The following is a 24,092-nucleotide window of genomic DNA, read 5'->3' as shown; positions in this document are numbered from 1 at the left end:
GTGGCAGCCGCTGAACGGCAGCCACGCGGCAAGGCGACCTCAGCCGCCCTGCCCCATCCGCGCGATCCAGCGGTACATCACCACGATCGTCGCGGTGAAGGCGAGGCCGCCGATCCAGATCGCCGGGGTGGCGAAACTTTCACCCACCACGGCCAGCGGCGACTGGTTGCCGGACAGCGCCACCGCTGCCGCCACGATCACGCCGAGCAGGCTCTCGCCCACGATCAGGCCCGACGCCAGCAGCACGCCCAACTGCTTGGTCGGCTCCGCCTTGGGGCCGCGCTCGGCACGCTTGTCGAACCAGGCGCCGACCATCGCGCCGACCACCACCATCAGCGTGGTCGAGGTGGGCAGGTAGATGCCCAGGCCCACCGCCAGCGGCGGCAGGCGCATCGACTTGCCGGTCTTGCCCAGCACCTCGTCGACCACGATCAGCACCGCGCCGATGCCGCCACCGATGGCGATCAGGCTCCAGTCGATGTTGCCGGTGATCACGCCCTGCGCCAGCGCCGAGATCAGCCCGGCCTGCGGCGCCGGCAACGCGCGCGCGGGGTCCACGCCCGGCGCGCCGAGGAAACCGTAGGCCTGGTTCAGCAGGTCCAGCACCGGCGGAATCACCAGCGCGCCGGCGATCACGCCGATCACCAGCGCCCATTGCTGCAGCGAGGGCGTGGCGTCCACCAGCTGCCCGGTCTTGAGATCCTGCAGGTTGTTGTTGGCGATGGAGGCCACCGCGAACACGATCGAGGTGATGAACAGCGCGAAGGCCACCAGCGCCTTGCCGGCCTCCTCCGGCACCAGCGACTTCACCCCCAGCACCAGCAGCAGCGCGGCGATGATCACCACCAGGATGCCCACGCCCGACAGCGGGCTGTTGGACGAGCCGATCAGGCCAGCCATGTAGCCGCATACCGCGGAAACCAGGAAGCTCATGATGATCACGAACACCACGCCGCCGATCACCAGCAGCGCCATGTGCTCGCCCAGCCCGCTGATGTTGGCGAAGTGGCCCAGCAGCCACGCCACCGGGATCAGGCACAGCAAGGTGATGATGCCGACCTGGCCGATCGGCATGTCGTGTTCGGTGCGCGGCAGCGAATGCAGCGTGCCCGCCTTGCGCGCGCTGGAGGCGCGCATCGCGCCGGCCAGGCCGCCGATCACCGGCTTGACCAGCTTGGCCAGCGTCCAGATCGCCGCCACGCCGATGGTGCCGGCGCCCACGAAACGCACGTAGTGGCTCCAGGTGGCCTGGGCCGCTTCCGCCGCCGCGCCGCCCTCCGGGTGCAGCAGCAGGAAGTGCGGCACCGCCCAGCCCCAGCCGATGATCGCGCCCAGCAGCATCGCCACGCCCACCCACAGGCCCACCAGGTGTCCCACCGCGAACAGCGCGAAGGAGAGACCGAAGTCGAAACCGCTAGCCGCACCCCGATCACCGATGCGGAAATAGCTGGACACCGCGGCGGCGAAGATCTTGGTCTGCACGACCACGTAGAACGCCGCCGAGACGATCGAGCCCACCACCACCGCCTTCAGCCCGGCACCGCCGGACTCCACCGACTCGGCGGCCTCCGGCGAATCGCCCGAGCCCACCTTGAGCACCTCGGCGCAGGCCACGCCTTCCGGATACGGCAAGTCGGAATCGGTGACCAGCGCGCGGCGCAGCGGGATGGTGTACATCACGCCGAGGATGCCGCCGGTGGCGCAGATGCCGAAGCTCATCCAGAACGGGAAGCCGTTCCAGTAGCCCAGGATCACCAGGCCCGGCAGCACGAAGATGATCGCCGACAGCGTGCCGGCGGCCGAGGCCACCGTCTGCACGATGTTGTTCTCCTGCACGGTGGAGTTCTTCAACGCGCGCAGGATCGCCATGGAAATCACCGCGGCGGGGATCGAGGTGGCGAAGGTGAGTCCGGCCTTGAGGCCGAAGAACACGTTCGCAGCGGTGAACACCACGGTGATCACGATGCCGATGATGACGCCACGAAGGGTGAGCTCGCGGCGCGACGGGCTGGACAAGACTGGCTGGGTCACTTCGTGCTCTCCCCCGATGAAAACTGCCGCGCACGATAGCGCGGAACCGTCGCCCGGCGATACGCCGGCCTTCGTCAGCCAGGCAGCCGCGCGCGCTCCAGCGCGGCCACATGCTGCTCCAGTCGCGGCCCGAGATAGCAATGCGATCCGCACGGCAACAGGCCCACGCGGCCGAACTCGCGCAAGTACCAGGCGGGAGCGCGCGCGATGAAACCCTGGCGGTCGCCCGCCACGTCGTCGCGGCTGGTGAACACTTCCAGAAAGGCCACGCCATCGAGCATCTCGCCGATACCGTGCAGCCCGGCACGGATCTCGGCTGGCTTGAGGTAGTGCAGCACGTCGCTGCACACGATCAGGTCGAAGCGGGTGTCGAAGCGCAGCTGTTCGAGCTGGCCGAAGCGCGCCAGGCCGATCCGGCGGCTGCGGCCGTAACGCGCCACCACGTACTCGCTGGCATCCAGCCCGCGATACTCCACGCCTGGTCGCAGCGCGCGCAGCGGCGCCCGCCACGTGGCTTCGCCGCAACCCACGTCCAGCACGTTGCGGATCGTGCGGCCCAGGTAGTACTCGGTTTGCGCCACCGCCATCGCCACCTTGCGCCGCAACTCGGCCGGGGAGCCGACCGCATGGCGCGGGTCGCGATACCACTTGTCGAAATAGATGCGGTCGTAGGTCTTGGGCATGGCTTCCCGGCGCGGGCCGGAGTGGCTGGCGGATGAACGCCCATGGTAGCGCGCGGCACGGCATCACTTTTCGCATGCGTTTCGCTTGCGATGCTCGCCCCGCCCCCGACCACCCGGAGCCAACACCATGCCCATGATCCGTTTTCGCCTGATCGGCAGTCGCGCCGACGCCGACACCCTCATCATCGGCCTGCACGGCATTGACGGGGTCGAGCACATCGAGGAAATCGACGACCCCGCGCTGGGCATCCGCGACGACTCCAGCTCGCTGGGTTCGGCCGGCGACAGCGACGCACATGCCTATCTCATCGAAGTGGGCGCGGCCAGCGACAGCCTGGCCGACGACGTGCGCATGAACGCCGAGATACTGGCCAGCGAATGCAGCGCCGGCATCGAGTTCGTGGATGATTTCTGAAAGCCGCGACGACGCCGGTCACCCCGGCGCGCCGGGGCTACGGGACGCGACGGTAGCTGCCCTGCATGACCTTCTCCCAGCTTGTACCGCCGTCGAACGAGCTTTCCAGCACCAGGGTGAACTCGTCGTTGCCCAGCCAGTGGTACACATGTCGTGTCTGCCCGCGCGACGAACTGCGCACGAACACCAGCCGATCGCCGTCGCGATATCCGGGCGCAGGTTCTGCGGGAGTGAAGCCGTAGCTGTCGAACCAGTGCAGCGCGAAGTTGCCGGGACTGGCACCGTCGGCGAATACCGCGTGCGCCTGCAGCGCGGGTTGGCCGTCCCGCGTTTCGCGGTAATCCATCAGCAGCACCCTGCCGCCGAGGGCCAACCGCCCGCTGATCTGCGCGAGCGCCGGGCCGCCCTCGCCCCAGCGGGTCGTGGCGATGGTTTCTTCGCCATCCCATGCACCATCGAAACGGGCCAGCAGGTCGTCCATCACGATGCACTCCGGGTTGTGCCGCGCACCAGCAGGTGCTTGGCCATGGCGCCGTGCAAGCGGCCGATTCCGCGTACCAGGTGCAGGGTGGCGAACAGCAACCCGGCGCCGAACAGGAACATCGCCAGCACCTCGGCCCAGCCAGGTACGTGCGGACCGGAACCCCAGTCCAGCAGGATCGTGTGATCCACGTACAGGCCCTGCAGCCAGTCGTGGCCAAACAGCATCAGCACCGGCAGTCCCAGCAGGCCCAGCGCGACGGCCAGCAAAACGGCGGTGAGGATGAAGTATACGATGCCCAGCGGCAACATCAGCACCATGTAGAACAGCGTGGTCCAGGTGCGCGGGTCGGTAAACATGGCGCCGATCCGCCCCAGCAGCGGCACGCCGCGTTGCGGGTACGGTGGCCGCCGCGGCATGCGCACGCCCAGCAGCGCTTCCACGATGCGCCCTTCGAGCAGCGAGAGCCCCCGCATGCTGCCGATGAACAGCACTATGAACGGCAGGCCGATGATCAGCACGGACAGGCCCGCCGACAGCGCGATGCCACCCACGGCCAGCGTGAAATAGGCGATGCCCGTGGCCGACCCCAGCAGGATGTAGAACAGCGCACCCCAGGTATGCAGGTCGGTCGCCACGCCGAAGAAGCGCCCGGCCAGCGAGCGACGCGGCGGTGCTGGCGGCGGGCGGATCGCCCGCTGCACCTTTATCTCCTGGTCGCGGTAGATCTCGGCCACCTCGTCAGGTGCGCCGTAGCTCTGCACCACTTGTTCGAGCATCGCCGCCTCGTCGCGTCCGGGGCGTTCGTAAAGCTCGGCGCGCAGGTGTTCCTCGGCGTCGTAGAGCGCATCCTGGATCAGCGCAGGGTCGGCCCCGCGCAGCGCGGCGCGCAGCTGATCGAGATATTGGGCAATCGTGCGTGGCGCGTTCATGAAACCCCTCCTTGCAAGACGTTGTCGACCGAATCGCGGGTGGCGATCCACGCGGCGGTCCAGTCGCGCAGCGCGTCGCGCCCGGGCCGGGTGATGCGGTAATAGCGTCGCGGCGGTCCGCTGATCGAAGGCTCGACCTCGCTGGCCAGCAATCCCGACGCCTCGAGATTGCGCAGCACCGGATACAGCGCGCTCTGCTTGCCGGCGAGCACGCCCTCGCCCACCGCCTCCAGCCGCTTGGCGATCTGGTAGCCGTACATCGGCTGGCGCGACTGCGCCAGCACGGCCAGCAGGACCAGCGCCACCGTGCCGGTGGACAGCTCCTTCTGGAACTTCTTCAGTTGACTGCCGTCATCCATCGCGCTCACCCGCACTGTCACCTGTTACGGTATTCATTCTAGTGTGCAGTTATGACTAGTGAATATGCCTGAAGTCATGCGCCTGCCGGCGACGCGGACGCTCTGCTAAGTTGCGGGTCTCGCCGTTGCAAACCTTGAGGGGATAGCCATGCATGCACGTCGTCAATTCGCGGCCCTGACGCTGCTGGCCAGCCTGGTCGCCGTGCCGGCGCTCGCCGCCACGGATACCCAGGCGCCCACGCCGAGCCGCGCCGAGCTGTTGGCCAAGTCCACCGCGGCCGAATGGCGCACGCCCGACCCGCACAACCTGCTGGTGATGCAGCTGCAGACGGGACGCGTGCTGATCGAGCTGGCGCCGGACTTCACCCCGCTGCATGCGGCGAACATCCGCACCATGGCGCGCCAGCACTATTACGACGGCCTGGCGATCGTGCGTGTGCAGGACAACTTCGTCACGCAATGGGGCGACCCGGCGGGCGACAACAACGATCCCGCCAGCAAGCCGCGCTCGCTTGGCAAGGCGCACGCCACGCTGCCGCCGGAATACACGCGGCCGATCGACCCGAGGCTGGAATGGACCCCGCTGCCCGACGGCGACGTCTATGCACCCGAGGTCGGTTTCAGTGAAGGCTTCCCCGCCGCGCGCGACCCGGCCAGCGGCGAGCAGTGGCTGACCCATTGCTACGGCATGGTCGGCGTGGGACGCGACATCGGCCCGGAAACCGGCAGCGGCAGCGAGCTGTACGTGGTGATCGGCCAGTCCCCGCGCCGGCTCGACCGCAACCTGGCGATCGCCGGCCGCGTGCTGGAAGGCATGCCGCTGCTGTCCGCCCTGCCGCGTGGTACCGGCCCGATGGGCTTCTACGACAAGCCCGCGCAACGCACGCCGATCGAATCCGTGCGACTGGCCTCCGAACTGCCGCCGGCGCAGCGCCCGGCCGTGCAGGTGCTGCGCACGGACAGCGCCACCTTCGCCGCCCTGCTCGACGCCCAGCGCCACCGGCATGACGATTTCTACAAGGTGTCGTCCGGCAAGGTCGGCCTGTGCAGCGTCGACATCCCCGTGCGTGAGCCGAAAGCAGCGCATTGACGCAGGGCGGCCCTGCCCGCCTGCTCTTCAACGCACCCGGACCAGGAGCGGCGGGCACTGCCCGACCTGCGGGGACCCACCGTCACGCGATGCCGTGCAGTCCGCACTCGCGCTTGAGGCCGAAGAAGCGTGTTTCCTCCGGGTCCATGCCGGGCTCCCAGCGACGGCTGGTGTGGTGGTCGCCGATCGAGACGTAGCCCTGCTCCCACAGCGGGTGGTACGGCAGGCGATGGCGGCTGAGATAGTGGCCGACGTCGCGGTCGCTCCAGTCGGCCAGCGGGTGCAGTTTCCAGCGGCCGTGGCGGAGTTCGAGAAAGTCGATCGCGGCGCGGCTGCGCGATTGCTGCCGGCGCAGTCCGGCGATCCAGCTGCCGGCATGCAGTTCATCGAGCGCGCGCTGCATCGGCTCGATCTTGCGAACGCGGTTGTACTGGTCGATGCCACTCACTCCCTGGCGCCACAACTGGCCGTGCCGCGCCTCCATCCGCGCGGGGCTGAGCGGCGACTGGTAGACCTTGAGATTGAGCCCGAGCCGCGCCGTCAGTTGGTCGACGAAATGGTAGGTCTCGGGGAACAGGTAACCGGTATCGATCAGGATCACCGGGATGTCCGGACGCTGGCGGCTGACCAGATGCAGCGACACGGCGGCCTGCGCCCCGAAACTGGACGACAGCACGTGTTCTCCGGGCAGGTGCTCCAGCGCCCACGCCACCCGCTGCGCAGCGCTGCGCGTGGCCAGCATGGCGTTGATCCCCGCAAGCGCCTGCGCGTCGGGGGCGGTGTCCGCCGGCAGCGGTTTCACGCGAGCACCGTGGCGGCGATGCGCCGCGCAGGTGGTGGCTGCAGAACAGCCGCGCGCAGCAGGAAATCACCGAAGCCCTCGCCCGCCTCGCGCTCGGCGGCATAGCGCGCGAACAGCGGGTCGAGTGCAGCAAGGATGGCCGCTTCGTCGACGTTCTCGCGCCAGACCTGGTTCAGGCGTTGGCCGCGGAAATCCGCGCCCAGGCGCAGGTCGTAACGCCCCGGGCCGCGACCGACCAGGGCGATCTCGCCCAGGTAAGGACGCGAGCAGCCGTTGGGGCAACCGGACAGGCGCAGCAGGATCGGCGTGTCGAGCAGGCCGTGCCGGTCCAGCAAGGCTTCCAGTTTCGGCAGCAGCGTCGGCAGGTAGCGCTCGCTCTCGGCCATCGCCAGGCCGCAGGTGGGCAGCGCGACGCAGGCGATCGCGTGCTGGCGGATCGCGCTGTGCCTTTTGTAGCCGTCCATGCCGTGGCGGGCCACCAGGGCGTCGATCGCGGCGCGATCGGCGGCCGCCACGTTGGCGATGATCAGGTTCTGGTTGCAGGTGAGCCGGATGTCGCCGGTGTGCACGCCGGCCAGTTCGCGCATGCCGCTGAGCCAGGTGTGCGCTCCGCGGTCGAGCAGGCGGCCGGACTCCACCTGCAAGGTCAGATGCCAGCGCCCGGCATGGCCTTCGACCCAACCGTAGCGATCGCCGTTATTGTCGAAACGGAACGCGCGCGCCGGCTCCAGCGCGAAGCCCAGGCGCTGCTCGATCTCGGCCTTGACCGCACCGAGCCCAAGCGTGTCGATGGTGTACTTCAGCCGCGCATGCTTGCGCTCCTCGCGATCGCCCCGGTCGCGCTGCACGGCGATGACGGTTTCGGCCAGCGCGATGAGTTGCGACGGCCGCACGAAGCCGATCACGTCGGCCAGCCGCGGATAGGTGGCCGGGTCGCCATGGGTGGCGCCCATGCCGCCGCCGATGCCCACGTTGAATCCAAGCAACTCGCCGTGTTCGACAATGGCGATCAGGGCCAGGTCCTGGGCGAACACGTCGATGTCGTTCTGCGGCGGGATCGCCAGCCCGATCTTGAACTTGCGCGGCAGGTAGGTGGCGCCGTACAGCGGTTCGCTTTCGTTGGCGGCTTCCTCGCCCACCAGCTTTTCGCCATCGAGCCAGAACTCGTGGTAGGCGCGCGTCTTCGGCTTGAGGTGCTCGGACAGGCGCACCGCCCACGCGTATGCCGCTTCGTGCGCCGGCGATTCGACCGGGTTGGTGTTGCACACCACGTTGCGGTTGACGTCGCCGCAGGCGGCGATGGTGCTGGCCATGGCCGCGTTGATCGCCGCGATGGCGGGCTTCAGGTCGCGCTTGATGATGCCGTGCCACTGGAAAGTCTGCCGCGTGGTGATGCGCAGTCCGCTGGAGGCGTAGTCGCCGGCGATCCGGTCGAAGGCGAGCCACTGCGCCGGGGTCATCACGCCGCCAGGCAGGCGCGCGCGCACCATGAAGGCATACGCCGGTTCCAGCTTCTGGCGGCGGCGCTCGTCGCGGATGTCGCGATCGTCCTGCATGTAGCTGCCGTGGAACTTCAGCAGCTTGGTGTCGCTCTCGGCGATCGCGCCGGTGACGGCATCGGCCAGCCCCTCGGCGATGGTGCCGCGCAGGAGGCGGCTTTCGATCTTGATCTTTTCCAGGTGGGAAGGCATCGGGATTCAAGCCAGTTCGCGTTCGGGTTGCATGCTTATTTGTTCGTCATTCCCGCGAAGGCGGGAATGACGACGCGGTTCACTCAATAGACATCGCGGGCGTAACGCCCCTGCTGCAGAAGATCGGCCAACCAGGCCCGCGCGCCCTCGGCGGACAACCCGCCGTGGGTGGCGACGATCTCCAGCAGGGCTTCGTGCACGTCCCGGGCCATGTGCGCGGAATCGCCGCAGACATACAGATGCGCGCCTTCGCGCAGCCATGCGTACAGTTCACGACCGTTCTCGCGCAGGCGCTGCTGCACGTAGACCTTGTGCGAGTCCCTCGCAACACCCCGCACATCCCTGGGCGGACTCTCTGAACGAGCCACGCCGTCGCGCGAGAAGGCCAGGTCGAGGCGGCTCAGGCTGCCGCGGCGCAAGGCGTCCTGCCACTCGAGCTGGTAGAGGAAGTCGCGGGCGAAGTGGCGGTTGCCGAAGAACAGCCAGTTGCGGCCGCTGGCGGCAGTCGCCTCGCGCTCCTGCACGAAGGCGCGGAACGGGGCGACGCCGGTACCGGGGCCGATCATGATCACGTCGCGGCTGCCGTCGGCCGGCAGGCGGAAGCGTTCGTTCGGTTCGATGAATACCGGCACTGCCGCGTCATCGCCCGCGCCGGCAAGGAAGCTCGATGCCGCGCCGTAATGCGTGCTGCCATGCGCAGCGTATTCCACCACCGCCACGGTCAGGTGCACCTCGTCCGGCCCCACGGCTTTCGGGCTGGACGCAATCGAATACAGCCGTGGCGTCAGCGGGCGCAGTGCGGCGACCAGTTCGGCGGCGTCCCACGCGGCGGGAAACTCGCGCAGGAGATCGATCGGCTGGTGGCTTTCCAGCAAGGCGGCGAACTCGGCGCGCTGCTCCGGAGCCAGCAGGCGCTGCAGACCTGCATGCCTCGTGGCTGCGGCCTGCGCCGCGACCAACGGACGGGTCAGTCGGGTGATTTCGCGCTCCTCGGCCAGCCAGCGCGCCAGCGGCAGGTGCTTGCCGCCATGTTCGACTTCCGCAGCGCCATCCAGCCGCAACGTCGTCAGCCACTGCTCGACCAGCGCCGGCGGGTTGCGCGGCCACACGCCGACCGCATCACCGGCTTCGTAACGCAGGCCCGAACCTTCCAGCGACAGTTCGACATGCCGCACGTCGCGCCCACTGTCGCGCGAGACGATGCGCTGGTTCTCCAGCACGGCGGCGGCGAACGGTTGCTCGCGCGAGTATGTCGCCACCGTGCGCACCGCGTGCAGTGCCGCGCCCTGACGCGGAGCCGTCGCGGGCACGTCGAGCGTCTCGCGGGCTGCGGCGAGGGCGCGTTCGGACCAGCCTGCCGCCGCCGCCTCGAAATCCACGTCGGCCTCGCCCAGCTCGGCAAAGCGCTGTCCACCCAGCTCGGCCAGCCGCGCATCCAGCGCCTGGCTGACCGCGCAGTACTTCGGGTAACTCGAATCGCCCAGGCCCAGCACGGCGAACTTCAGTTGCGGCAACTTCGGTGCGCGCTTGCCGGCGATGAACTCGACGAAACCCACCGCATCGTCCGGCGGATCGCCGTCACCCTGGCTGCTGATCACCACGCTCAGGAAGCGCTCCTGCGCCAGCTCGCGCAGCGGGTAGGCGCCGGCGCGCAGCAAGCGCACCGGCAGGCCGGCGGCCTCGGCGCGGTTCGCCAGTTGCTCGGCCACACGGCGGGAGTTGCCGGTCTGGCTGCCATAGACGATGGTCAACCGCCGGCCCGCGTCCGCCGGTTGCTCGCCCATGCCCGGCAAGCTGGCCGCAACCACGCCGCCAGCGGCGGCCGCGGCGCTGTACGCCGCGATCCAGTACAGGTCGGCCGGTGCCAGGCCGTGGGTCAAGCGGGCCAGCAGCGCCAGCCGCTCCGGATCGAGCGTAGGTGCAGGCGGCAGCGATTTCAGCGCAGCGTTCACGGTCATTCCTTCTGGACGTCTTTACGTCCATATGACAATGGTAGGTTTCGGTTCGAACTCGGGGAAAGCATCTGTCGGCATGTCGTTATGTCCGCTGCTCATTTCCTGCGCGCGGCCGGGCGCGCCGTATACTGTGCATCCACCCGATGTGGTTGCCGACGCGCTTGAGCGAACTGCTTGCATTCATGGTCGTGGGCGCCCTCGCCCAGCTGGTCGACGGCGCGCTGGGCATGGCCTTCGGGGTCACCGCGTCCGGCCTGCTGCTGGCGCTGGGCGTGCCGCCGGTGGCCGCCAGCGCCAGCGTGCATTACGCGGAGGCCTTCACCTGCGGTGCTTCCGGCCTCAGCCACCTGCTGGCCGGCAACGTGCGCCGCGCGCTGTTCCTGGCACTGGTGATCCCCGGCGTGTTGGGGGCGCTGATCGGCGTGTGGATCGCCGTGCACGTACCGCCTTCCTGGCTGCGCGCCTTGCTGGCGCCCTACCTGCTGGGCATGGGCGGCTTCCTGCTGCTGCGCTGCCGACGAGCGGCCGGCGCACGCATGGACGTCCCGCGCGGCACCGGCATCACCGGCGGCATTGCCGGCCTGGTCGACGCCATCGGCGGCGGCGGCTGGAGCGCGATCACCGTCACCACGCTGCTGGCGCGCGGCCTGCAGCCGCGAGCGGTGATCGGCAGCGTGCACCTGGCCAAGTGCGTGGTCAGCGTGGCCGCCAGCTTCAGTTTCCTGCTCACCATCGGCGTCAGCCATGCGGCCGCGGTGGTCGGGCTGATCATCGGCGGCGCCCTGGCCGCGCCGTTCGGCGCCGTGTTCGTGCGACGCGTGCCGGCGCGCGTCGCCACCGCGCTGGCCGGGTTGGCAGTGCTGGCGCTGGGCCTCAACAACACCGTGCGCCTGTTCACCTGAGCCGGCCACTACAATGGCCGGATGAACGCCACCCCGACTTTTCCGATCGAAGTGCGCGGCAGCGCCACGCGCCCGCTGGGCATGAGCCCGGCCCGTTTCCTGCGCGACTACTGGCAGAAGCGCCCGCTGCTGATCCGCAACGCCTTCCCCGGCTTCCGCCCGCCGCTGCAACCGGACGATCTCGCCGGCCTGGCCTGCGAGCCCACCGCGCTGGCGCGGCTGATCGTGCACGACGAGGTGCGCGACCGCTGGCGGGTCAAGTCGAGCCCGCTGGAGGAGGCCGATTTCGCCGCCACGCCACCACGCAACTGGACCTTGCTGGTGCAGGACGTGGACAAGTGGGACGCCGACGTGGCCGGCCTGCTGCAACACTTCCGGTTCCTGCCGAGCTGGCGCATGGACGACGTGATGGTGTCCTACGCCGAACCCGGCGGCGGCGTCGGCGCGCACATCGATCAGTATGACGTGTTCCTGCTGCAGGGCCTGGGCCAGCGCCACTGGGCGATCAGCGACGATCCGCTGGCACCGAAGGCGTTCCGGCCCGACATCGAGCTCAAGCAACTGGTGCAGTTCGAGCCGACCCACGAATGGCTGCTCGACCCGGGTGACATGCTCTACCTGCCGCCGGGCGTGCCGCACGACGGCGTCGCCTTCGGCGGCCCGTGCATGACGTTCTCCGTCGGCATGCGCGCACCCTCGCAGGCCGAACTGACCGGCGACCTGGCCGACTACATCGCCGAGCAGCTGCCTGACGAGTTGCGTTACGCCGATCCCGACCTGGCCCCGGCCCGGCATGCCGGCGAGATCGACCGCGCCGCGCTGGAGCGGCTCAAGGCGGCCCTGCCATTTGCCGCCGCCCTGCGCGAGGACCTGCTGCGTGACTGGTTCGGCCGCTTCATCACCCGCTACCGCAACGCTCAGGTGCCGGTGGCGCCGGAGCATCCACTGAGCGAGGAGCGGTTCGGCGCGCGCCTCGCCGCCGGTGCCCGGCTGCTGCGCCACCCCTGGGCGCGCATGGCCTGGGCGGGCGGCAAGACCGGTGGCGTGCTGTACGTGTGTGGCCAGGCCTATGGCGCCTCGGTGGAACTGGCGCAACGGCTGTGTGCCGAACGCGAACTGGCCTTCGACCGCACGCCTGTCGCCGCCGACCGCGAACTCCTGCTCGCCCTGGTCAACGACGGCCACCTGCTGCTGCGCCCGGCGCGCCGCCGCCGATGAAGCTGCAGCACTTCCACGTCGAGATCGCCGACTGGTCACGCGAGGACCAACGCGCCGCCCTGCTCGACCTGCGCGCCACGGTGTTCATCCACGAACAGGGCGTGAGCGAGCAGCGCGAGCGCGACGGGCTGGACGTCGACTGCTGGCACGTGCTGGCCCGCGACGATGCCGGCCACCCGATCGGCTGCGGTCGGCTCACGCCGCAACACAAGATCGGCCGCATGGCGGTATTGCCGGACTGGCGCGGCCAGGGCGTGGGCGCGGCGCTGCTGCGCGAGCTGCTGGGCCTGGCGCGCGCGCAGGGCTGGCCCGAGGTGGCACTGGACGCCCAGGTCAGCGCGATCGGCTTCTACACCCGCGCCGGTTTCGTGGCATATGGGGACGAATTCGAGGACGCGGGGCTGGCACACCGCGCCATGCGGCTGGTGTTCGAGCGGGACGCGACGGTCGAGCATCCGCCTGGTCGCGATCCCGGACGGCTGGCGACCGGCACGGCGGCGGAATGCGTGCAGGCGCGGCTGCAACTGCTGCGTGATGCGCGTCATCAGCTGGCCGTGCGCCTGCCCGCGCTCACTGCCGACACCTTCGCCGATGCGGAACAACTGGCCGAGTTGCGACGCATCGCCACCTCCGGCCGCAGTGCGCTGATCCGCGTGCTGCTGCACGAGCCGCAGGCCGCGCTGCAGGCCGACCATCCACTGATCGGCCTGGCCCAGCGCCTGTCCAGCGCGTTCCAGATCCGCGTGCCGGTGGACGACGTCGACCTGGCCTGGCCTTCGGCCTGCCTGCTCAACGACGTCGGCGGTTACCTGTTCCTGCCCGCGGCGGAGCGTCCACCTGGACGCGCGGCGCGCGACGACCGCGCCGGCGCCGCGCCGCTGCAACAGCAATTCGACGAGGTGTGGGAGCGCTCCGAGCGCGCCACGGCGCTGCAGCGGCTGGATATCTGAGCGAGACGGCCGCGCGGACTGAACCGCAGCTGGCTCGTGGCCATCCGCGTCCGCGACGATGCACAACGCGACCAGGCCACACCCCTTGCGCGTTTGCGGCCGTGCATCGTGGCCGCGGAGCCGCGCCGCAGGCCGTCTGCGACCATTTCACGGGTTGCCGTGCCGTGGCGGGCGAAGGGTATAATCATGCAGATTGATACCAGTCATCCGCACGAGCCACCGGTCGGACTTGAAAACCGGTCGCAAGCCGCGACGTTCAGCTCACATGGATGGCTGCAAGCCTCTTTTTCTGCCGGTGGTGACGTGAGTACAAACCTGATCCGCGAGTTCTACGAATCCTCCCAACTCGCTGGCGGCAACGCCGATTACGTGGAATCGCTGTACGACGCATGGCTGGCCGACCCCACGGCCGTCCCCGCCGAATGGGCAGGTTATTTCGAGACGTTCAAGGGTCGCGAATCGGGCGATGTCCCGCATGGCGCCGCCATTGCGCGGATCGAGGCGGCGCAGAAACAGAGCCGCAACGGCGCCGCCGCCGTACCGATGAGCGACGAGTACGCGCGCAAGCAGGCCGGCGTGCTGCGCCTGCTCACCGCCTACCGCTCGCGCGGCCACCTTGCCGCCGACCTCGACCCGCTGGGCCTGGCCGACAAGATGCCGGCCCCCGATCTCGGCCTGGCCTTCCACGGCTTGTCCGACGCCGACCTGGATACCGAATTCGACACCGGCAACTACGCTGGCGGCGGCCAGCGGCTGAAACTGCGTGACCTGCTCGATCGGTTGAAGAAGACCTACGCCAGCTCGATCGGCGCGGAGTTCATGCACATCAGCAACCACGAGCAGCGCAACTGGATCTACAGCCGGCTCGAACAATCCGCCGGCCAGAGCGGCCTGGACAAGGCCGGCAAGCAGCGCGTGCTCGACGGCCTCACCGCCGCCGAGGGCTTGGAGCGCTACCTGCACACCAAGTACGTCGGCCAGAAGCGCTTCTCGCTGGAAGGCGGCGACAGCCTGATCCCGATGCTCGACGACGTGGTGCGCGCGGCCGGCGACAACGGCATCAAGGAGCTGGTGATCGGCATGGCCCACCGCGGCCGCCTCAACGTGCTGGTCAACATCCTGGGCAAGCCGCCGAAGACCCTGTTCGACGAGTTCGAGGGCCGTTTCGACCATCCCGACGACCCGGCCCACTCCGGCGACGTGAAGTACCACATGGGCTTCTCCGCCGACGTCAAGACGCCCAAGGGCGGCGTGCACGTGGCGCTGGCGTTCAACCCCTCGCATCTGGAAATCGTCAACCCGGTGGTGACCGGCTCGGTGCACGCGCGCCAGACCCGCCGCCGCGATACCGCGCACACGCAGTCGATGGCCGTGCTGATCCACGGCGACGCCGCGTTCGCCGGCCAGGGCGTGAACATGGAACTGTTCAACATGTCGCAGGCACGCGGCTTCAAGATCGGCGGCAGCCTGCACATCGTGGTCAACAACCAGGTCGGCTTCACCACCTCCAATCCGGAGGACGCGCGTTCCACCATGTACTGCACCGACCTGGCCAAGATGGTCAACGCGCCGGTGCTGCACGTGAACGGCGACGACCCGGAAGCGGTGATCCTGGTGACCCGGCTGGCCTACGACTTCCGCAAGCGGTTCCGCCGCGACGCGGTGATCGACCTGGTCTGCTACCGCCGCCACGGCCACAACGAGGCCGACGAGCCGGCCGCCACGCAACCGGTGATGTACCAGATCATCCGCAAGCGTCCGACCGCGCGCGACCTTTACCAGCAGCAACTGGTGAAGGCCGGCGTACTGGCCGAGGGCGAGGCGGCGAAGCAGTTCGACGCCTACCGCGAGCGCCTGGAAGCCGGCGCACCGATGACCGACCTGGACCCCAGCCCCGTCCGCGACGGCCACGTCGACTGGGCGCGCTTCATCGGCGGCAAGCTGTCGCTGCCCACCGACACCACGGTGCCCATGCGCAAGCTGCAGGAACTGGCCGGCAATATCCTCACCCTGCCCGCCGACCTCACCCTGCAGGGCCGCGTGGCCAAGATCTACGAAGACCGCCGCAAGATGGCCGCCGGCGAACAGCCCGCCGACTGGGGCTTCGCCGAGAACCTGGCCTACGCGACCCTGGTCGACGGCGGTTTCGACATGCGTCTGGTCGGCCAGGATTCCGGCCGCGGCACGTTCTTCCACCGCCATGCGGTGCTGCACGACCAGAAGGACGGCCACACCTACATGCCGCTGGCCGCAGTGCGCGCCACCGCCGATGTCGAGGTGATCGACTCGCTGCTCAGCGAAGAGGCGGTGATGGCGTTCGAGTACGGCCACTCCACCACCGACCCGGACACCCTCAACATCTGGGAAGCCCAGTTCGGCGACTTCGCCAACGGCGCGCAGGTGGTGATCGACCAGTTCATCAGCTCGGGCGAATCGAAGTGGAACCGGTTGTGCGGCCTGGTGCTGCTGCTGCCGCACGGCTACGAAGGCCAGGGGCCGGAGCACTCCTCCGCCCGGCTGGAGCGTTTCCTGCAGCTGTGCGCGATGGACAACATGCAGGTCTGCGTGCCGACCACGCCCGCGCAGGATTTCCACATGATCCGCCGGCAGATGCTGCGCGCCGCGCGCAAGCCGCTGATCGTGATGACGCCCAAATCGCTGCTGCGCCACAAGCTGGCGGTGTCGAGCCTGGACGAGCTGGCCAACGGCAGCTTCCAGCTGGTGATCGGCGAGCATCGAAAGCTGACCGCGAAGAAGGTCAAGCGCGTGGTGCTGTGCTCGGGCAAGGTCTACTACGACCTGCTGGAGGAAGCCGAGAAGCGCGCCCTGACCGACGTGGCGATCGTGCGCGTCGAGCAGTTGTACCCGTTCCCCCGCGTGGAGGTCAGCGCCGAGCTGGACAAGTATCCGTCGGCGAAGGAAGTGATCTGGTGCCAGGAGGAGCCCATGAACCAGGGCGCCTGGTTCCAGATCCGCCATCACCTGCAAGCCTGCACGGGCAGCAAGCACAGCCTGTCGTACGCCGGTCGCGCGCGCTCGCCGGCGCCGGCCGCCGGCCACCACAACACGCACGTCGCCGAACAGGCGGCGCTGGTCGAACAGGCCCTGGTCGAGCCGGTCGGTACCGACCACGCCGCCGAGTAATCCGTTTCGAACGGGGCGGTCGCGATTGGCCGCCCCTGCTTCTTGTGTCCATCGACAGTCGCACAAACCCAAGAGCCTCTTATGTCCATCGAACTGAAAGTCCCCGTGCTGCCCGAGTCCGTCTCCGACGCCACCATCGCCAGCTGGCACAAGAAGGCCGGTGACGCGGTGAAGCGCGACGAGAACCTGGTGGATCTGGAAACCGACAAGGTGGTGCTGGAAGTGCCCGCGCCGGTTGACGGCGTGTTGAAGGAGATCAGGCACGAGGTCGGCGACACGGTGAACAGCGAGCAGGTCATCGCGATCATCGAGGAAGGCGCCACGGCGGCTGCGCCGGCTCCGGCCGCCGCCGCTCCGGCGCCCGCGGCCGCGGCGCCCGCCCCCGCCGCGTCGAAGGCCGCCGCCGAGCTTTCGCCCGCCGCGCAGCGCGTGGCCACCGAGAGCAAGGTCGACACCTCCGCCATCGCCGGCACCGGCCGCGACGGTCGCATCATCAAGGAAGACGTGGTCAACGCCGGTTCGCGCCCTGCCGCAGCTCCCGCCGCCGCGCCGGCCGCGAAACCGACCCCGGGCGTCCGCCCGGAAGAGCGCGTGCCGATGACCCGCATGCGCGCGCGCATCGCCGAGCGCCTGATGCAGTCGAAGAACTCGATCGCCATGCTGACCTCGTTCAACGAGGTGAACCTGGCCGAAGTGGTGAAGATGCGCAAAGCCCTCGGCGACGCGTTCCAGAAGGAACACGGCATCAAGCTCGGCTTCATGAGCTTCTTCGTCAAGGCGGCAGCCGAGGCGCTGAAGCGCTATCCGTTCGTCAACGCGTCGGTCGACGGCAACGACGTGATCTACCACGGCTACCAGGACATCTCGATCGCCGTGTCCACCGACAAGGGCCTGGTCACGCCGGTGCTGCGCGACGTGCAGGACATGAGCTTCGCCGACGTCGAGAAGGGCATCGCCGACTACGCCGTCAAGGCGCGCGCGAACAAGCTGTCGCTGGACGACCTGCAGGGCGGCACCTTTACCATCACCAACGGCGGCACCTTCGGCTCGCTGCTGTCGACGCCGATCGTGAACCCGCCGCAGAGCGCGATCCTCGGCATGCATACGATCAAGGAGCGCCCGATCGTCGAGAACGGCCAGATCATCGCCGCGCCGATGATGTACATCGCGCTCAGCTACGACCACCGCATCATCGACGGCAAGGACGCGGTGCTGTTCCTGGTCGACATCAAGAACCAGCTGGAGAATCCGCAGCGGATGCTGTTGGGTCTGTGATCGCTTGAGCCCCTCTCCCGCCGGGAGAGGGGTTGGGGCGAGGGTTCGGTGATACCGCAACGCCTCGCTCCGCCCGCACCCTCATCCGGCGCTTCGCGCCACCTTCTCCCGGCGGGAGAAGGAAAGAGCAAAGAGGAAAATCATGAGCGACAAATTCGATGTCATCGTCATCGGTGCGGGCCCGGCCGGTTACCACGCCGCGATCCGCGCCGCGCAGCTGGGCCTGAAGACCGCCGTGGTCGATGCCTTTGTCGGCAAGGATGGCAAGCAGGCACTCGGCGGCACCTGCCTCAACGTGGGCTGTATCCCGTCGAAGGCGCTGCTCGACTCCTCCAAGCAGTTCTACAACCTCGCGCACAATCTTCCCGTGCACGGAATCACCGTCGAGAATGCCAAGGTCGACCTCAAGACCTTCATCGGCCGCAAGGAAAAGATCGTCAAGCAGTTCACCGGCGGCGTGGCGCAACTGTTCAAGGCCAACAAGATCACCAGCTTCTTCGGCACCGGCAAGCTGCTGAAGGGCAACCAGGTCGAGGTCACCGGCAACGACGGCGCCAGGCAGACCATCGCTGCCACCAACGTGATCCTGGCTTCCGGTTCGGTGCCGATCGAGTTGCCGTTCGCGAAGTTCGACGGCAAGAACATCATCGACAACGCCGGCGCGCTGGAACTCGATGCCGTGCCGAAGCGCCTGGGCGTGATCGGCGCCGGCGTGATCGGACTGGAGCTGGGCAGCGTGTGGCGCCGCCTGGGCGCGGAAGTCACCGTGATCGAGGCGCTGCCGGAATTCCTCGCCGTCGCCGACGCGGACGTCGCCAAGGTCGCCGCCAGGGAATTCGCCAAACAGGGCCTGGACATCAAGCTCAACGCCAAGCTCAACAAGGCTGAGGTGAAGAAGGACGGCGTGCACCTGGTCTACACCGACAAGGACGGCGAGCAGAAGCTCGTCGTCGACAAGCTGCTGGTCGCCGTGGGCCGCCGCGCCTATACCGCCGGCCTGCTGGCCGACGACACCGGCGTGAAGCTGGACGAGCGCGGCCGCATCGTGGTCGACGAGCATTGCCACACCGGCGTGGACGGCGTGTGGGCGGTCGGCGACGCGGTGCGCGGCCCGATGCTCGCGCACAAGGGTTTCGAGGAAGGCATGGCGGTCGCCGAGTGGATCGCCGGCAAGGCCGGCCACGTCAGCTACGACACGATCCCGTGGGTGATCTACACCGAGCCGGAGATCGCCTGGGCCGGCAAGACCGAGAAGCAGCTCAAGGACGAGGGCGTGCCGTACAAGGTCGGCACTTTCCCGTTCGCCGCGATCGGCCGTGCCGTCGCGATGAACGAGGCGGTCGGCCAGGTGAAGATGATTGCGCACGCCGAAACCGACCGCATCCTGGGCGTGCACATGGTGGGTCCGGGTGTCTCCGAGCTGATCGCCGAGTGCGTGGTGGCGATGGAGTTCAAGGGGTCCTCCGAGGACCTCGCCCGCATCGTCCACGCCCATCCGACCCTGTCCGAAGCCGTGCACGAAGCCGCCTTGTCGGTCGACAAACGCGCCATCCACAAGGGCAACTGAAGCCCGCGCAGAGCCAACGCGGCCCGCTCGTGGCGACATGGGCGGGTCGCTCTTTTTCAGAAATGAGTGGAGAGAAGTGAGAAACGAGAGAGAGCATGCAAGCGCACACTCTTTTCTCACTCCTCTCCACTCTCCACCCAGGTAAGCCCATGCCCCAACCCACCGCCATCTGCGTCTACTGCGGCTCCAACAGCGGCAGGCACCCCGAGTACGCCGAACAGGCGCGCGCCTTCGGCAGCGAGATGGCACGACGCGGCATCGCGCTGGTCTATGGCGGCGGCAAGGTCGGCCTGATGGGCGTGGTGGCCGACGCCGTGCTCGCCGGCGGCGGCAAGGTGATCGGCGTGATCCCGCGCCAGCTCGTGGAACTGGAAGTGGCGCACCCGGGCCTGAGCGAGCTGGTGGTGGTCGAGACCATGCACCAGCGCAAGACGCGCATGTACGAGCTGTCCGACGCCTTCGTCGCCCTGCCCGGCGGCTTCGGCACGATGGACGAGATGTTCGAGATGCTGACCTGGGCCCAGCTCGGCCTGCACCGCTACCCCTGCGCCTTCCTCGACGTGCGCGGCTACTACCGCGACCTGCGCACGCTGATGGAGCACATGGTCGACGAATCCTTCGTGAAGGCGGCGCAGCGCGACAGCATCTGGTTCGGCGACGACATCGCCGCATTGTTCGACTGGATGCGGGACTACGAAGGCAGCTACACGCCCAAGTGGATTTCCTCCCGCAGCGTCGACGCCTGATTCCGCAGGAGGTCGAAATGACCCGTTTCCGCGCGTTCCGCATCCACAACGACGACGCCGGCTACCGCGCCGGCATCGAGACCATGGACACCGGTGCGCTGTCGCCCGGCGAGGTGCTGGTCAAGGTCGCGTATTCCTCGGTCAACTACAAGGACGCGCTGGCCGGCACCGGCAAGGGCCGCATCCTGCGCACCTATCCGCTCAACGGCGGCATCGACGTGGCCGGCCATGTGGTCGCCTCGACCGATCCGGCGTTCAGGGAAGGCGACGCGGTGCTGTGCACCGGCAGCGGCCTGTCCGAGACGCGCGACGGCGGCTATGGCGAATACGCACGTCTCGACGCGCGCTGGACGATCCCGCTGCCGGCGTCCTTGAGCCTGCGCGAGAGCATGATCCTCGGCACCGCCGGCTTCACCGCCGCACTGGCCCTGCTGCGCATGCAGGACAACCGGCAAACACCGGCGCTCGGCCCGATCGCGGTAACCGGCGCCAGCGGTGGCGTCGGCATGCTGGCAATCGACATCTTCAGCCGCGCCGGTTACGAAGTGCATGCGATCAGCGGCAAGCCGGACCACTTCGACTTCCTGCGCAGCCTCGGCGCCACGGACTGCATCGATCGCCACCAGCTCGCCTTCAGCGGCAAGCCGATGGACTCGGCCCGCTTCGGCGGCGCGCTGGACAACGTCGGCGGCCGCATGCTCGCCGGCCTGCTGCCGCTCATCGCGCCCTACGGCAACGTGGCAATCTGCGGCAACGCCGGCGGCATCGCGTTCGACAGCACGGTGATGCCCTTCATCATCCGCGGCCTGAGCCTGTTGGGCGTGGCTTCGGCCGGCACCGCGCGGGACATTCGCGACGACATCTGGCGGCGCCTGGCCAGTGAGTGGAAGCCGCGGCACCTGGAGCGCATCGGCACGCGCGACATCGCACTGGAAGAGTTGCCGCAGGTGTTCGAGCGCATGCTTGCCGGTGATTCCTTCGGGCGCACGCTCGTGCACATCGACCATCCGGTTTGACAGCGACGTGCTTGGAAGTACCATCGTCACGCCTTAGAATCATCGAAACCCGCAGGGAACCCCCAACCCATGGCACGCATCCTGATCGTCGACGACTCCCCCTCCCAGTTGCTGGGCATCAAGCGGATCGTCGAGAAACTCGGGCATGAGACGCTGTCGGCCGAAGACGGCGCCGCCGGCGTCGAGGTGGCCAAGGCGGAGCTGCCCGACCTGATCCTGATGGACGTGGTCATGCCCAACCTCAACGGCTTCCAGGCCACCCGCACGATCAGCAAGAACGCCGACACCGCGCACATCCCGATCATCCTGGTCACCACCAAGGACCAGGAAACCGACAAGGTGTGGGGCATGCGCCAGGGCGCCAAGGCCTACGTGACCAAGCCCATCAAGGAAGAGGAACTGGTCAAGGCGCTGGACGAATTCCTGCCCCACTGACCCGTCTCCCATTTGCACGAAAAACGGCGCCCGCGGGCGCCGTTTTTCGTGAAGCGGCCGGCCGGCGGTCGGTCAGCCGGCGCGGTAATCCTGATACGACTTTTCCTCGACCAGCTGCGAACCGAGCTTGAGGTTGATCGCGCGTTTGAACGCGGCGCGCTCGTCGTTGCGGAAATACACCGAGCGGGCCAGCTCGATGAAGTCCCGGTCGAACTCCTGCGCGCGTTCCTTCAACCGGATCTTGTCCTCGATATCCCACAGCAGCTCGTTCACCGCGAGCAGACTGGCGCGCTCCTCGCCGATGTCGATCCGCGACGCCGCGTCGTTGGCCCAGATCGCGTTGAGCAAGTCCAGCTCGTTGCGCACGTTGGCCAGCTTGGCCTCGTCGGTCATCCGTCGCGACTTGATTTCGAGGATGGTGATCTTGTCGATCAGTTCGCCGTGGGAAACGGGGGTCTGGATCAGGCTCATGCTCGGCTCCGTGGAAGTGTGTTTCAAACCGTGGCGCGGAAGGCGCCCTGCTGCACCAGCGCGCAGGCCGCGGCCACGTCGCCGTCCAGCGCGCGATCGCGATGCATGAAGGCAATGCGCTGACGCAGGATCGCGTGTGCCTGACGCACCCGTGCGCCCGCGTGGAAATCGCCGGCGCCGGTCAGGGCATCGGCGAGCTGCTGCACCTCGGCGACGAACTGCTCGTAGTGCGGCTGGCCCTCGCGCGGCGCATTGGCCACCTTGGCCGCCAATGCCTGCCAGCCGCCGCGGCGGGCCAGCCGGCGCGCGGCGTTGAGCATTTCCTGGCGGTAGTCGAGCGCCTGCGCCGCGGTGTACAGCTCCAGCGCCAGCGCGTGGCTCAGATCCTCCACCATGTCCAGCACGTGGCGGGCTTCGTTCGCCCCCATCGAAACGTGATCCTCGGCGTTCGCGCTGGTCGGCACCGAATACACGCTGGCCGGATGCGCGCGCGTGGCGAGGTCGTTGACCAGGGCCGCGGCGGTGTACTGCACGATCATGAAGCCGGAGTCGGTGCCGTCCTCGTTTCCGGTGAGGAAGGCCGGCAGGCCGTCGTTGTTGGCCGGGTCGACCAGCTTGTTGAGGCGGCGCTCGGAAATCGACGCCAGCACCGGGATCGCCGCCTTCACGTAACTCATCGCCAGCGCCAGCGGCATGCCGTGGAAGTGGCCGGCAGAGATCACCTGCTCCTCGATGAACTGCGCGTCCGCGTTGTCCGGGAAGATCAGCGGGTTGTCGGTGACCGAGTTGAGCTCGATGTCGAACACGCGGCAAGCCTGTGCCCAGGCATCGCGTACCGCACCGTGCACTTGCGGCATGCAGCGCAGGCTGTAGGCATCCTGCGGCTGGTGCTTCTTGCCGCCCTTGAACGGCAGGAAGCGCTGGTAGAACGCCTCGCGGCCGTGGCGCTGGTTGGCAGGCACCCAGTCCCAGCCGATGTCGAAACTCAGCGCCTGGTCGTCCGGCTCGCTCCAGGCATCGGCGCTCCACGGCTTGAAGCGCGGCACCAGGTGATACGGAATGTCCAGCAAGGTGGAACCGTCCAGCAATTCGCGCACGTGCGCCGCAGTCTCGACTTGCCCGGGATGAGGACGCAGCGCATGCACCTCCGGTCGCAAGGCGCCACTGCGGCCGGCAAAGGCGTCCAGTGTCATCGCCGCGGCGAGATCGGCGACGTCCAGCAGATCGCCCAGCACGTCCAGCGCCAGCGCGCCGGTGGCGAGCATCTGCGCGGTGCCGTTGTTGAGCGCCAGCCCTTCCTTGAACGACAACCGGATCGGCTTGAGGCCGGCACGCTCCAGCGCCTGCGCGCCCGGCATGCGCTCGCCTTCGTAGAATGCCTCGCCGCCGCCGAGCAGCACGATCGCCAGATGCGACAGCGGTGCCAGGTCGCCGCTGGCGCCGACCGAGCCCTTCTCCGGCACCACCGGCACCACGCCGGCATTGAGCATCGCGGCGAGCGCTTCCAGCGTGCTCACGCGGATGCCCGAGTGGCCGCGCATCAAGGTGTTGATGCGGATCACCAGCATCGCGCGCACCACCTCCGCCGCAAACGGTTTGCCGACGCAGACGGCATGCGTGATGATCAGGTTGTGCTGCAACTCCTCCATCAGCGTGCCTTCGGCGGGCTGATGCCCCGGCAGCTCGTCGCGCACGCGATGCGCGCCCAGCAGCTTGTCGGCGTTGCTGCCGAAGCCGGTGGTGACGCCGTAGGTCGGCTCGCCGCAGCTGACTTTCTCGGCGAGGAAATCGGCGGCGCGCTGCACGCGCTTGAGCTGCGCCTGATCCAGCGCCACCGATGCGCCCTGCCGCGCCACCGCCACCAGTTGCGTGCGCGTCAGGCTGCTGCCATCGAGAAGAATCGTTTCACTCACCGCAGTCATGCTCCAC

General features: G+C 68.4%; 21 protein-coding genes. 11 read left to right on the top strand and 10 right to left on the bottom strand.

The window, feature by feature from the left end:
• Positions 1–39: 39 nt before the first annotated feature.
• Both ACVCL9_RS04505 and ACVCL9_RS04500 read right to left on the bottom strand, forming a co-directional pair.
• Entirely contained in the window at positions 40–2,031 is a 1,992-nt protein-coding gene (locus ACVCL9_RS04505) for an OPT family oligopeptide transporter (protein WP_395118358.1), read from the bottom strand.
• Between the two features lie 74 nt (positions 2,032–2,105).
• Positions 2,106–2,714 (bottom strand): class I SAM-dependent DNA methyltransferase, encoded by a 609-nt coding sequence (locus ACVCL9_RS04500; RefSeq protein WP_447098971.1) that lies wholly within the window; start codon positions 2,712–2,714, stop codon positions 2,106–2,108.
• Between the two features lie 127 nt (positions 2,715–2,841).
• Here ACVCL9_RS04500 and ACVCL9_RS04495 point away from each other — a divergent pair, with 127 nt between their 5' ends.
• On the top strand, positions 2,842–3,129 hold the full coding sequence (locus ACVCL9_RS04495) for a hypothetical protein (protein WP_395118354.1): 288 nt from the start codon (positions 2,842–2,844) through the stop codon (positions 3,127–3,129).
• A gap of 37 nt (positions 3,130–3,166) precedes the next feature.
• Here the strand turns inward: ACVCL9_RS04495 and ACVCL9_RS04490 are convergent, their stop codons facing one another.
• Genes ACVCL9_RS04490 through ACVCL9_RS04480 form a run of 3 tightly spaced genes read right to left on the bottom strand, consistent with a single transcriptional unit; the run spans position 3,167 to position 4,901 of the window.
• Positions 3,167–3,610 (bottom strand): DUF1579 family protein, encoded by a 444-nt coding sequence (locus tag ACVCL9_RS04490; protein WP_447099456.1) that lies wholly within the window; start codon positions 3,608–3,610, stop codon positions 3,167–3,169.
• Entirely contained in the window at positions 3,610–4,542 is a 933-nt protein-coding gene (locus tag ACVCL9_RS04485; RefSeq protein WP_447098972.1) for a sensor domain-containing protein, read from the bottom strand. Before ACVCL9_RS04485 ends, ACVCL9_RS04490 begins: the two co-directional genes overlap by 1 nt.
• On the bottom strand, positions 4,539–4,901 hold the full coding sequence (locus ACVCL9_RS04480; protein ID WP_395118348.1) for a PadR family transcriptional regulator: 363 nt from the start codon (positions 4,899–4,901) through the stop codon (positions 4,539–4,541). Before ACVCL9_RS04480 ends, ACVCL9_RS04485 begins: the two co-directional genes overlap by 4 nt.
• A gap of 148 nt (positions 4,902–5,049) precedes the next feature.
• Between ACVCL9_RS04480 and ACVCL9_RS04475 the strand changes: the two genes are divergently transcribed.
• Positions 5,050–5,991, top strand: coding sequence for a peptidylprolyl isomerase (locus ACVCL9_RS04475; protein ID WP_447098973.1), 942 nt, complete (start codon positions 5,050–5,052; stop codon positions 5,989–5,991).
• A gap of 82 nt (positions 5,992–6,073) precedes the next feature.
• Here the strand turns inward: ACVCL9_RS04475 and ACVCL9_RS04470 are convergent, their stop codons facing one another.
• From ACVCL9_RS04470 to ACVCL9_RS04460, 3 genes are all read right to left on the bottom strand, one after another.
• Positions 6,074–6,793, bottom strand: coding sequence for a phosphoadenylyl-sulfate reductase (locus ACVCL9_RS04470; protein ID WP_447098974.1), 720 nt, complete (start codon positions 6,791–6,793; stop codon positions 6,074–6,076).
• The gene (cysI, locus tag ACVCL9_RS04465) at positions 6,790–8,484 is read right to left on the bottom strand and encodes an assimilatory sulfite reductase (NADPH) hemoprotein subunit (RefSeq protein WP_447098975.1); all 1,695 of its coding nucleotides are present in this window, start codon (positions 8,482–8,484) and stop codon (positions 6,790–6,792) included. Before cysI ends, ACVCL9_RS04470 begins: the two co-directional genes overlap by 4 nt.
• Positions 8,485–8,567: 83 nt before the next feature.
• On the bottom strand, positions 8,568–10,442 hold the full coding sequence (locus tag ACVCL9_RS04460) for an assimilatory sulfite reductase (NADPH) flavoprotein subunit (protein ID WP_447099552.1): 1,875 nt from the start codon (positions 10,440–10,442) through the stop codon (positions 8,568–8,570).
• Between the two features lie 158 nt (positions 10,443–10,600).
• Between ACVCL9_RS04460 and ACVCL9_RS04455 the strand changes: the two genes are divergently transcribed.
• The 9 genes from ACVCL9_RS04455 to pilH all read left to right on the top strand — a co-directional run bounded on the left by ACVCL9_RS04455 (position 10,601) and on the right by pilH (position 21,692).
• Positions 10,601–11,341 carry a sulfite exporter TauE/SafE family protein gene (locus tag ACVCL9_RS04455; RefSeq protein WP_395118340.1) on the top strand — a complete coding sequence of 247 codons (741 nt, stop codon included), beginning with the start codon at positions 10,601–10,603 and terminating at the stop codon, positions 11,339–11,341.
• Between the two features lie 21 nt (positions 11,342–11,362).
• A complete protein-coding gene (locus ACVCL9_RS04450) occupies positions 11,363–12,559 on the top strand; it encodes a JmjC domain-containing protein (protein WP_447098977.1) in 1,197 nt (398 codons plus the stop codon).
• Positions 12,556–13,509, top strand: a complete 954-nt coding sequence (locus ACVCL9_RS04445; protein ID WP_447098978.1) for a GNAT family N-acetyltransferase — start codon at positions 12,556–12,558, stop codon at positions 13,507–13,509. Before ACVCL9_RS04450 ends, ACVCL9_RS04445 begins: the two co-directional genes overlap by 4 nt.
• A 303-nt stretch (positions 13,510–13,812) precedes the next feature.
• A complete protein-coding gene (locus ACVCL9_RS04440) occupies positions 13,813–16,653 on the top strand; it encodes a 2-oxoglutarate dehydrogenase E1 component (RefSeq protein ID WP_447098979.1) in 2,841 nt (946 codons plus the stop codon).
• 81 nt (positions 16,654–16,734) lie between these two features.
• Entirely contained in the window at positions 16,735–17,928 is a 1,194-nt protein-coding gene (gene odhB, locus ACVCL9_RS04435; RefSeq protein WP_447098980.1) for a 2-oxoglutarate dehydrogenase complex dihydrolipoyllysine-residue succinyltransferase, read from the top strand.
• A gap of 142 nt (positions 17,929–18,070) precedes the next feature.
• Positions 18,071–19,495, top strand: coding sequence for a dihydrolipoyl dehydrogenase (gene lpdA, locus ACVCL9_RS04430; protein WP_447098981.1), 1,425 nt, complete (start codon positions 18,071–18,073; stop codon positions 19,493–19,495).
• A gap of 149 nt (positions 19,496–19,644) precedes the next feature.
• On the top strand, positions 19,645–20,241 hold the full coding sequence (locus ACVCL9_RS04425; protein ID WP_447098982.1) for an LOG family protein: 597 nt from the start codon (positions 19,645–19,647) through the stop codon (positions 20,239–20,241).
• A gap of 17 nt (positions 20,242–20,258) precedes the next feature.
• Positions 20,259–21,257, top strand: coding sequence for a YhdH/YhfP family quinone oxidoreductase (locus ACVCL9_RS04420; RefSeq protein ID WP_447098983.1), 999 nt, complete (start codon positions 20,259–20,261; stop codon positions 21,255–21,257).
• Positions 21,258–21,326: 69 nt separating this feature from the next.
• The gene (pilH, locus tag ACVCL9_RS04415; protein WP_136258582.1) at positions 21,327–21,692 is read left to right on the top strand and encodes a twitching motility response regulator PilH; all 366 of its coding nucleotides are present in this window, start codon (positions 21,327–21,329) and stop codon (positions 21,690–21,692) included.
• A gap of 72 nt (positions 21,693–21,764) precedes the next feature.
• Here pilH and ACVCL9_RS04410 read toward each other — a convergent pair whose 3' ends face one another.
• On the bottom strand, positions 21,765–22,163 hold the full coding sequence (locus tag ACVCL9_RS04410) for a DUF6165 family protein (RefSeq protein ID WP_447098984.1): 399 nt from the start codon (positions 22,161–22,163) through the stop codon (positions 21,765–21,767).
• Positions 22,164–22,186: 23 nt separating this feature from the next.
• A complete protein-coding gene (locus tag ACVCL9_RS04405; protein ID WP_447098985.1) occupies positions 22,187–24,085 on the bottom strand; it encodes an HAL/PAL/TAL family ammonia-lyase in 1,899 nt (632 codons plus the stop codon).
• Positions 24,086–24,092: the final 7 nt, after the last annotated feature.

The organism is Rhodanobacter sp. UC4438_H5, assembly GCF_052978405.1.
The sequence above is the reverse complement of the archived record's forward strand: the minus strand, read 5'-3'. Positions and strand labels throughout refer to the sequence as shown.